Genomic DNA, 9,621 nt, shown 5'->3' on the forward strand with positions numbered 1-9,621 from the left:
CGGCGCGCGCCGGGCGCCTGGCCGACAGCGGGCAGGGCGAGCGGACCACGGCCGTGGGCTTGGCGCTGCTATGCCTGGCCTGGGTGCCCATCGCTTTCCTGGAGCAAAGCCTGTGGCTGCTGGCCCTGGGCGTGCTGGTCCTGGACATCGCCTTGCAAGCGCTGCACGTGACCAACCAGACCATGATCTTCAGCGTGAATGCTCAGGCGCATAGTCGGCTGGTGGGGGGCTACATGATGTTCTACGCGGTGGGGAGCGGACTGGGGTCGATCGCGTCTACGGCGATTTATGCTCAGGCTGGCTGGTTGGGCGTTTGCGTGCTGGGTGCGGGTATCAGTGTTGTGGCGTTGCTGTTCTGGGCGGTCACGTTGCCGCGTGGTGAGCGTTTGCTCGTTGGTTCTTAAGACGCCTGTCGCGTCGGTGGCCTGCGGGACGCGGGGCAACGATTGCGGTCCGGAGCCTTCGCTCCGGACTTCCCCTTCCTCATCCTCGTCACCGCCTGCGGCGGTTCCTTCGGATTCCGTCGGGCTTATCGACGCCCCGCGTCCCGCAGGCCACCGACGCGACAGGCTCGGCTGGTTGAATCTTCACGGGCGCTGGGGCGGGCGGTGTGCTTGGCGTTTTGGCCACGGTCGGTGGGGTGTTGGCGTGTCTTGCGGGGCCCGCCCCAGGCCGGCCGCCCGGGCGGCCTCTTGGGGCTTACGTGGTGTCTTGCGTCATGTGATGACGCTGCGCGCTGGTGGTGGTGATTTCGGTGGGATCTGACGCCTGGACGCAGGCTGACCAATGGCCGTCATTTAACTCTGATGCCGGATGGGCGGCGCGCGTCCGGGTCTGCATGCGTAAGCGGCTGCCGGCCGCGCGTCGCCCATCACCGCCATCCTCCCAATGAGCTGGGGACCATTAGCAAACCATTCGCCACAATCGCGCAAGCGAACACAATCGAAATTTAAGAAATCACGTATGTCATTCTCGGCCGCCCGCGCGGCCGAGAATGACGGGCAATACAAGATTCGTCCCTGACCACGGCTGCAGCAGCGCACCAGCCCAAGATTCAAGTAGCTCGTCGGCGCGGGCGCCTGAGTGGCGGGCAACCTCGATGCGCCCGAGGGAATCTGAAGGAACCGCCGAAGGCGGTGACGAAGATGACGAAGGGGCAGTCCGGAGCGAAGGCTCCGGACCGCAATCGTGGGCGCCCGCCACTCAGGCGCCCGCGCCGGCGAGCGGCCTACGAAGCACCGGAACGCCACCCCGAAGCCAATCGCCAACAAGACCCTCATGCATCAAGAGCCCGTATCACGCCATAGACAGTTACGGCTGCACCTCATACTCCCCAGACCCCATGACCACCGCCGCCATTCCCGGCGCCTGGCTCAGCTTATGCAGCGCGTAGCACTGCGCGGTAGCGATCTTGGCGTCGTGGAAGGCCGGGTCTTCCTGGCGCAGGTCCAGGCTGGCCAGCAGCGCGCGTGCCATTTGCCAGCCGGCAAAGGTGGTGCCGGCCAGCAGCAGATACGGCACCGCGGCGGCGAACACGGCGTTGGGGCGGCTGGCGGCGTTGGCCAGGACGAAGTCGATGGCCTCGGCCAGGGCGGCGCGGGCCTGGCGCAAAGGCGTCAGCATCAGGCGGGCGGCGGGTTCGCTGCGGGCCTCCAGCGCCGCCTCGGTCTTGCCGACTTCCGCCAGCAGGGCGCGGGCGACGGCGCCGCCGTCGCGCAGGGTCTTGCGGCCCACCAGGTCGTTGGCCTGGATCGCCGTGGTGCCTTCGTAGATTGTCAGGATGCGCGCGTCGCGGTAGTACTGCGCGGCGCCGGTTTCCTCGATGAAGCCCATGCCGCCGTGCACCTGCACGCCCAGGCTGGCCACGTCGATGGACATCTCGGTACACCAGCCCTTGACGATGGGCACCAGGTACTCCTGCACCGCCAGATGGCGCTTGCGGGCCTCGGCGTCGGGGTTGGCGTGCGCCTGGTCGGCGTGGCCCGCGGTGTAATAGGCCAGCGCGCGGCCGGCCTCGGTCAGCGCGCGCATCGTGCCCAGCATGCGGCGCACGTCGGGGTGCTGGATGATGGCCACCGCTTCCTTCGACGAGCCGTCCACCGGGCGGCTCTGCACGCGCTCGGCGGCATAGGCCAGCGCATGCTGGTGGGCGCGGTCGGCGACGGCCACGCCCTGCACGCCCACCGCGTAGCGGGCGGCGTTCATCATGATGAACATGGCGTCCAGGCCGCGGTTTTCCTGGCCCACCAGATAGCCCAGCGCGCCGCCCGCGTCGCCGAACTGCAGCGTGCAGGTGGGGCTGGCCTTGATGCCCAGCTTGTGTTCGATCGACACGCAGTGGACGTCGTTGCGCGCGCCCAGCGTGCCGTCCTGGTTGACCAGGAACTTGGGCACCAGGAACAGCGAAATGCCTTTGACGCCTTCGGGCGCGTCGGGCAGGCGCGCCAGCACCAGGTGCAGGATGTTCTCGGCCAGGTCGTGCTCGCCGTAGGTGATGAAGATCTTGGTGCCGGAGAGGCGGTAGGTGCCGTCGCCCACGGGCTGCGCGCGCGAGCGCACCATGGCCAGGTCCGAGCCCGCCTGCGGCTCGGTCAGGTTCATGGTGCCGGTCCAGCGTCCGGAAATCATGGGCTCGATGAAGCGTTGCTTCAGTTCGGGCGAACCGGCAGTCAGCAGCGCCTCGATCGCGCCGTTGGTCAGCAGCGGGCATAGCGCGAACGACAGGTTGGCGGCGTTCAGCATTTCGGAGCAGGGCGAGCCGATCAGGCCCGGCAGGCCCTGGCCGCCGTATTCCACGGGATGCGTCATGCCCTGCCAGCCGGCTTCGGCATACAGCCCGAACGCCTGCTTGAACCCTGGCGAGGTGGTGACGGCGCCGTCGCGCCAGGAACTGGGTTCGCGGTCGGCGGGGTGGTTCAGCGGGGCCAGCACGTCGCCGGCATAGCGCGCGGATTCCTCCAGCACGGCCTGGGTGGTGTCGGGCGTGGCTTCCTCGAAGCCGGGCAGCGCAGCGACTTGCGGCAGGCCGGCAAGATGGTTCAGCACGAACAGCATGTCTTTGACGGGGGCTTGGTACGTCATGGCGTCGGAGCTCCTGGATGGGATGGGGACGAGGGGTTCAGCCGGCCTTGCCGGGGCCGGCCACGTCGATGGCCTGGGTCGCGCCGACCGCGGCGCGCAGTTCGAATTTCTGGATCTTGCCGGTGGAGGTCTTGGGCAGTTCGCCGAAGCGCACCGCGCGCGGCACCTTGAAGCCGGGCAGCAGCAGCTTGCAGTGCGCGATGATCTCTTCGGCGGTGGCGCTGCAGCCCGGCTTGAGCTCGACGAAGGCGCAGGGGGTCTCGCCCCACTTGGGATCGGGCATGGCCACCACGGCCACCGCCGCCACGGCAGGATGGCGGTAGAGCGCGTCTTCGACCTCGATGCTGGAGATGTTCTCGCCGCCGGAAATGATGATGTCCTTGCTGCGGTCCTTGATGCGGACGTAGCCGTCGGCCGTCATCACGCCCAGGTCGCCGGTGCGGAACCAGCCGCCCGCGAACGCCTGGTCGGTGGCGCGTTCGTTCTTCAGGTAGCCCTTCATGCAGATGTTGCCGCGGAACATGACTTCGCCCACGGTCTGCTCGTCGGCCGGCACTTCTTCCATGGTGTCGGGATTGCGCACGGACACGCCGGCCTGCAGGTGGTAGCGCACGCCCTGGCGTGCATTGCGCAGCGCGCGCTCTTCCTCGTCCAGCGCGTCCCAGGCTTCCTGGCGGGCGCACACGGCTGCCGGTCCGTAGACTTCGGTCAGGCCGTACACATGGGTCAGTTCAAAGCCGATGTCGCGCATCTTGGCGATGACGGCAGGCGCGGGCGCGGCGCCCGCCACCATGGTGCGCACGGTGTGGTCGATGCCGGCGCGCATCTCGGCCGGCGCGTTGGCCAGCGCGCTCTGCACGATGGGCGCGCCGCAATAGTGGGTGACGCCTTCATTGCGGATCAGGTCGAACACGGTCTGCGGATCGAACTTGCGCAGGCACACGTTGACGCCGGCGCGCGCGGCCACCGTCCAGGCGAAACACCAACCGTTGCAGTGGAACAGCGGCAGGGTCCACAGATAGACCGGATGCTTGGGCATGTCCCATTCAAGGATGTTGCTGATGGCGTTGAGGTAGGCGCCGCGGTAGTGGTAGACCACGCCCTTGGGATCGCCGGTGGTGCCGGAGGTGTAGTTCAGCGCGATGGCGTCCCATTCGTCGGCAGGCGGCTTCCAGTCGTAGCGGGCGGGGGCGCCGGCCAGGAAGGCTTCGTAGTCGACGGCGCCGGGCAGTTCGGCGGGAGCCGTTTCCAGATCATGCACCGAGATGAGCTTGATATGCGGGAATTCAGCCCGCGCGCGCTGGGCGACCTCGGCGTACTCGGTGTCCACGATCAGCGCCTGCGCCTCGCCGTGGCCCAGCATGAACAGCACGCTGGGCGTGTCCAGGCGGGTGTTCAGGGTATTGAGCACGGCGCCCAGCATGGGTACGCCGAAATGGGCTTCGACCATGGCGGGAATGTTGGGCAGCATCACGGCTACGGTGTCGCCGCGCTTGATGCCGGCTTGCGCCAATGCGCCGGCCAGGCGCTGCGCGCGCTCGTAGGTCTGGGCCCAGTTGCGGCGCACCTTGCCGTGGACGATGGCCAGCCGCTGGCCGTAGACCTGCGCCGCGCGGGCGATGAAGTCCACCGGGGTCAGGGCTTCATAGTTGGCGTCGCGGCGCGCAAGGCCGTTATCGAACATACCGCTCATGCTTGTCTCCAGTTGGGACGCGCAGGCGTCCCTTATCCGTGTGCGGGAAGTTTGATCCCCGTCGCTTGCCCTAGCTTACGGGGCCGCCGAAAATACTGTCTGTCACCTGCATGACAGACCGGCGGCCAACCTGGCTTTCCCAAGTTTTACACAGTTATTCCCATGTCCGACGTTTCAAACATCGTTTCCGCTGCGGAACTGGCCGGCCTGTTCGAGGCTTGCGCCTGGTTCGCCGCGCTGGAGGCCCGTCACCAGGACCTGGTGCTGGCGTCGTCGCGCGCCGAACACGTGGCCAACGGCGCATGGATCGCGCGGCGCAACGCGCCTTCGGACTATTGGCTGGGCGTGCATTCGGGCCTGTTGAAGCTGGCCATCTACAACGAGTCGGGCCGCAGCTGTACGTTTTCGGGCGTGCCGCCGGGCGGCTGGTTCGGCGAGGGCAGCGTCATCAAGCGCGAGCTGCGCAAGTACGACGTAGTGGCGATCCAGCCGTCGCTGGTGCTACAGGTACCCACGGCCAGTTTCCATGCGCTGTTGTCGGCCAGCCTGCCGTTTTCGCACTTCGTCATCGGCCAGTTGAACAACCGCATGGGCGAGTTCATCGCTTCGATCCAGAACCACCGCTTGCTGGATGCGGACGCGCGCGTGGCGCAGTCGCTGGCGCAGCTGTTCAATCCGCAGTTGTATCCGTCCACCGATCTGACGCTGGCGATTTCGCAGGAAGAACTAGGCTATCTGACGGGCCTGTCGCGCCAGCGGGTCAACCAGGCGCTGCAGACGCTGGCGGACCAGGCCATCCTGGCGCTGGCCTACAACCAGATCAAGGTGCTGGACCTGGATCGCCTGCGGCAGTACGGCCTGGATCAGCTCTGAGGGCGTTGGCTCAGACGCCGCGCAGGGCGCGGGCCAGCGCCGCGCGCGCCAGGATGCGGGTCGAATCCAGTGTGGGCAGGGCGGCGTTGCCATCGTTCAGCGCCAGCGGCAATTCGGTGCATCCCAGCACCACGGCATCGCAGCCGGCTTCTCGCAGGCGTTCGATCACGGCTTGCAGCCGGGCCACGGATTCCGGCTTGAACACGCCAACCACCAGTTCGTCCATGATGATGCGGGCCAGGGTGTCGCGGTCTTGTTCGGACGGCCGCAGCCATTGCAGGCCGCGCGCTTCCAGCTGGTCCGGATAGACGCTGCTGTCCACCAGCCAGCGCGTGCCCAGGATGCCGATACGGCGGTGGCCGCGCGCCTGGGCCTCGGCCGCGACTTCCGCGGCGATATGCAGCCAGGGCAGGGGCGATTGCGGCAGCACATGCGCCAGCGCCTGGTGGATGGTGTTGTCCGGACAGATCAGGAAGTCCGCGCCCGCGCGCGCCAGCTTGCCGGCCGAGGACAGCATCAGCGCGCCCACGCCGGCCAGGTCGGCCCGGTCCAGGCAGGCGACGTAATCCGCCAGCGAATGCGTGTGCAGCGAAATCTCCGGGTGCGCGTGCGGCCCCAGGCGCTCGGCGCCTTCCGCGCACAGGGTGCGGTAGCACAGCGCGGCGCCTTCGGCGGAGCAGGCGACGATGCCGATGTGCAGCGGCGTGGCGCTCATGCGGCGGACTCCTTGCTGGATGCGCGCACGTGGCGGGCGATGTCGAGAAAGCTGGCCGCCATGGCGTCCTGCTGCGCCTGCGGCAGCCGCGACAGGAACAGTTCGTCGACGGCGGGGCCATAGACCTGCCACATCTCGCGGCGCAGCGCGCGCCCCTTGGGCGTGAGGCGGGCGTAGGTGGCGCGGCGGTCCTCGTCCGACCGGAAGCGTTCGACCAGGCCCTCGGCCTCGATGCGGTCCATCAGGCGCGTCAGGTTGTAGCGCGCGATCACCATGCGCTCGGCGATCTCGAACATCCTGGCCGTGCCCTCCGGCGCGCGTTCCAGCGCCCACAGCGCGTCATACCAGGCCAGCGGCGGCAGGCTGGCGGCCGACAGGCGCTTTTCGATTTCTTCCACCACCAGCGCATGCGCGGTCAGGAAGAGGCTCCACGCATCGGGCTTGCCCGTGGCCATGCGGTCGGTTCCTTTGAAAGAGGTGGGAATGCAGCGGTTGATTGTAAGAGGGCGGGGCCGCCGCCAGGACATTCAAAAGGGTCCAAATAACCCTGCCGCAGTTATTTATACCCTTGATTGTGGCGGTCAAATCCACCCGGTGAAATACAACGCCATGATTTGAATGGAAATTTTCCTGGCACGGAATTCGCATAAGGGTACGTACCCCAAAACCGCAACACTGGAGGGCGTTCCCATCATGGGTCCGTATCGGAAATTATGGTTCACCTTGATCGCCGTAGTGGCGATCACATTCGCATTGCTGGGCTTCTATGGCGGCGAGGTCTATCGCCAGGCTCCGCCGATACCTGGCCAGGTCGTGACGGCTGACGGCAAACCGCTGTTCGGCCGCGACGACATCCTGGACGGCCAGACGGCCTGGCAATCGGTGGGCGGCATGCAGCTCGGCTCCGTTTGGGGGCATGGCGCCTACCAGGCGCCGGACTGGACGGCCGACTGGCTGCACCGCGAGCTGACCGCCTGGCTGGACCTGGCCGCGCGCGAACAGCACGGCCAGGACTATGCCCAGCTGGACGCGCGCGCCCAGGCCGCGCTGCGCGCCGACCTGAAGGCCGAGTACCGCGCCAACCGCAGCGATGCCGCGACCGACACGCTGACGGTGAGTCCGCGGCGCGCGCGCGCCATGGCGCAGACCGCCGCCTACTACGACCAGCTGTTTTCCGACGCGCCCGCGCTGCACCGCAGCCGCGAGAATTTCGCGATGAAGGAAAACACCTTGCCCGACGCCGCGCGCCGCACCCAGCTTACGCACTTCTTCTTCTGGACGGCGTGGGCGGCGGCGACCGAGCGCGAAGGCAAGAACGTCACCTATACCAACAACTGGCCGCATGAACCGCTGATCGACAACGTGCCCAGCGCCGAGAACGTCATGTGGTCCATCATCAGCGTGGTGGTGCTGCTGGCGGGAATAGGCTTCCTGGTCTGGGCCTGGGCCTTCCTGCGCGGCAAGGAGGAGGAGGAGCCGCCGGCGCCGGCCAAGGATCCGCTGACCACCTTTCCCCTGACGCCTTCGCAGCGCGCCCTGGGCAAGTACCTGTTCCTGGTGGTGGCGCTGTTCGGCTTCCAGGTGCTGCTGGGCGGGTTCACCGCGCACTACACCGTCGAAGGGCAGAAGTTCTACGGCATCGACGTGTCGCAGTGGTTCCCGTATTCGCTGGTGCGCACCTGGCATATCCAGAGCGCGCTGTTCTGGATCGCCACGGGCTTCCTGGCCGCTGGCCTGTTCCTGGCGCCGCTGATCAACGGCGGGCGCGACCCGAAGTTCCAGAAGGTGGGCGTCGACATCCTGTTCTGGGCGCTGGTGCTGGTGGTGGTCGGATCGTTCACCGGCAACTACCTGGCGATCGCGCAGATCATGCCGCCGGACCTGAACTTCTGGCTGGGCCACCAAGGCTATGAATATGTGGACCTGGGCCGCCTGTGGCAGATCGGCAAGTTCGCGGGCATCTGCTTCTGGCTGGTGCTGATGCTGCGCGGCATCGTGCCCGCGCTGCGCACGCCCGGCGGCGACAAGAACCTGCTGGCACTCCTGACCGCCTCGGTCGGCGCCATCGGCCTGTTCTACGGCGCCGGCTTCTTCTACGGCGAGCGCACCCACCTGACGGTGATGGAGTACTGGCGCTGGTGGATCGTGCACCTGTGGGTGGAGGGCTTCTTCGAAGTCTTCGCGACCACGGCGCTGGCCTTCATCTTCTCCACGCTGGGCCTGGTGTCGCGCCGCATGGCCACTACCGCCAGCCTGGCCTCGGCTTCGCTCTTCATGCTGGGCGGCATACCCGGCACCTTCCACCACCTGTACTTCGCCGGCACGACCACGCCCGTGATGGCAGTCGGCGCCAGCTTCTCGGCGCTGGAAGTGGTGCCGCTCATCGTGCTGGGCCACGAGGCCTGGGAAAACTGGCGCTTGAAGACCCGCGCGGCCTGGATGGACAACCTGAAGTGGCCGCTGATGTGCTTCGTGGCGGTGGCCTTCTGGAACATGCTGGGCGCGGGCGTCTTCGGCTTCATGATCAACCCGCCGGTGTCGCTGTACTACATCCAGGGCCTGAACACGACGCCGGTCCACGCGCACGCGGCCCTGTTCGGCGTGTACGGCTTCCTGGCGCTGGGCTTCACCCTGCTGGTGCTGCGCTACATCCGTCCGCAGTACGCGCTTAGCCCCGGCCTGATGAAGCTGGCGTTCTGGGGCATGAACCTGGGCCTGGCGCTGATGATCTTCACCAGTCTGCTGCCGATCGGGCTGATCCAGTTCCATGCCAGCGTCAGCGAAGGGATGTGGTACGCCCGCAGCGAAGCCTTCATGCAGCAGGACCTGCTGAAGACCCTGCGCTGGGGCCGCACCTTTGGCGACGTGGTGTTCCTGCTGGGCGCGCTGGCCATCGTGATGCAGGTGATCCTGGGTCTTCTGAGCGGCAAGCCCGCGCTGGCCGAACCGCGTCTGCAACCCAAGGCGGCGCGCGGCTAGCAACCCGTCCCGCGGATGCGCACGAATGCATCCGCGGGACTGCCTGGCAGGCGCCGGCCTCCTTGCGCCAGCGCAAAGAGGCCGGCCACGGCAGCAGGTCCAATGGAAGCCAGCCCGCGCCCGACCGGCGCGGGCATTCCGGAGCACCGCCGTATGCGTATCCTGCCGACCGTCATCGTTTCATTGCTGTTGACCGCTTGCGGGCCCCAGGAAGGGGCCCGTTTTGCATTGCCGGAAGTCACGCGCCTGCCGCCCGGCCAGGTGAGCTACGTGCCGCCGG

The 9,621-nt window shown here is 67.3% G+C and carries 7 protein-coding genes; 3 read left to right on the plus strand and 4 right to left on the minus strand.

The window, feature by feature from the left end; genetic code table 11:
- Positions 1–404: MFS transporter (locus VIR09_RS19370; protein WP_332014339.1), on the plus strand; the 404-nt coding region annotated here is incomplete at its 5' end.
- Between the two features lie 907 nt (positions 405–1,311).
- On the opposite strand, the gene VIR09_RS19375 is transcribed toward VIR09_RS19370, so the two are convergent.
- Complete coding sequence (locus VIR09_RS19375; protein WP_332014340.1) at positions 1,312–3,081, minus strand: acyl-CoA dehydrogenase; 1,770 nt, start codon at positions 3,079–3,081, stop codon at positions 1,312–1,314.
- Between the two features lie 37 nt (positions 3,082–3,118).
- Positions 3,119–4,774: an acyl-CoA synthetase gene (locus VIR09_RS19380; RefSeq protein ID WP_332014341.1), complete on the minus strand. Its 1,656-nt coding sequence runs from the start codon at positions 4,772–4,774 to the stop codon at positions 3,119–3,121.
- Positions 4,775–4,936: 162 nt separating this feature from the next.
- Between VIR09_RS19380 and VIR09_RS19385 the strand changes: the two genes are divergently transcribed.
- The gene (locus tag VIR09_RS19385; RefSeq protein WP_332014342.1) at positions 4,937–5,647 is read left to right on the plus strand and encodes a Crp/Fnr family transcriptional regulator; all 711 of its coding nucleotides are present in this window, start codon (positions 4,937–4,939) and stop codon (positions 5,645–5,647) included.
- A 10-nt stretch (positions 5,648–5,657) separates the two neighbouring features.
- On the opposite strand, the gene VIR09_RS19390 is transcribed toward VIR09_RS19385, so the two are convergent.
- Both VIR09_RS19390 and VIR09_RS19395 read right to left on the minus strand, forming a co-directional pair.
- Complete coding sequence (locus VIR09_RS19390; RefSeq protein WP_332014343.1) at positions 5,658–6,362, minus strand: aspartate/glutamate racemase family protein; 705 nt, start codon at positions 6,360–6,362, stop codon at positions 5,658–5,660.
- Positions 6,359–6,817 (minus strand): MarR family winged helix-turn-helix transcriptional regulator, encoded by a 459-nt coding sequence (locus VIR09_RS19395; protein ID WP_332014344.1) that lies wholly within the window; start codon positions 6,815–6,817, stop codon positions 6,359–6,361. The genes VIR09_RS19390 and VIR09_RS19395 overlap by 4 nt, the downstream gene beginning before the upstream one ends.
- Positions 6,818–7,055: 238 nt before the next feature.
- On the opposite strand from VIR09_RS19395, the gene VIR09_RS19400 reads away from it, so the two are divergent.
- The gene (locus tag VIR09_RS19400) at positions 7,056–9,341 is read left to right on the plus strand and encodes a nitric-oxide reductase large subunit (RefSeq protein WP_332014345.1); all 2,286 of its coding nucleotides are present in this window, start codon (positions 7,056–7,058) and stop codon (positions 9,339–9,341) included.
- The last annotated feature ends 280 nt before the right edge of the window (positions 9,342–9,621 follow it).

This window comes from Achromobacter sp. (genome assembly GCF_036567245.1).
Classification (GTDB): domain Bacteria; phylum Pseudomonadota; class Gammaproteobacteria; order Burkholderiales; family Burkholderiaceae_B; genus Achromobacter.

What these genes read in the sequence shown, in the direction of transcription:
- VIR09_RS19375 (WP_332014340.1), bottom strand. Translation starts at nt 3,081, where the DNA reads ATGACGTACCAAGCCCCCGTCAAAGACATGCTGTTCGTGCTGAACCAT.
- VIR09_RS19380 (WP_332014341.1), bottom strand. Translation starts at nt 4,774, where the DNA reads ATGAGCGGTATGTTCGATAACGGCCTTGCGCGCCGCGACGCCAACTAT.
- VIR09_RS19385 (WP_332014342.1), top strand. Translation starts at nt 4,937, where the DNA reads ATGTCCGACGTTTCAAACATCGTTTCCGCTGCGGAACTGGCCGGCCTG.
- VIR09_RS19390 (WP_332014343.1), bottom strand. Translation starts at nt 6,362, where the DNA reads ATGAGCGCCACGCCGCTGCACATCGGCATCGTCGCCTGCTCCGCCGAA.
- VIR09_RS19395 (WP_332014344.1), bottom strand. Translation starts at nt 6,817, where the DNA reads ATGGCCACGGGCAAGCCCGATGCGTGGAGCCTCTTCCTGACCGCGCAT.
- VIR09_RS19400 (WP_332014345.1), top strand. Translation starts at nt 7,056, where the DNA reads ATGGGTCCGTATCGGAAATTATGGTTCACCTTGATCGCCGTAGTGGCG.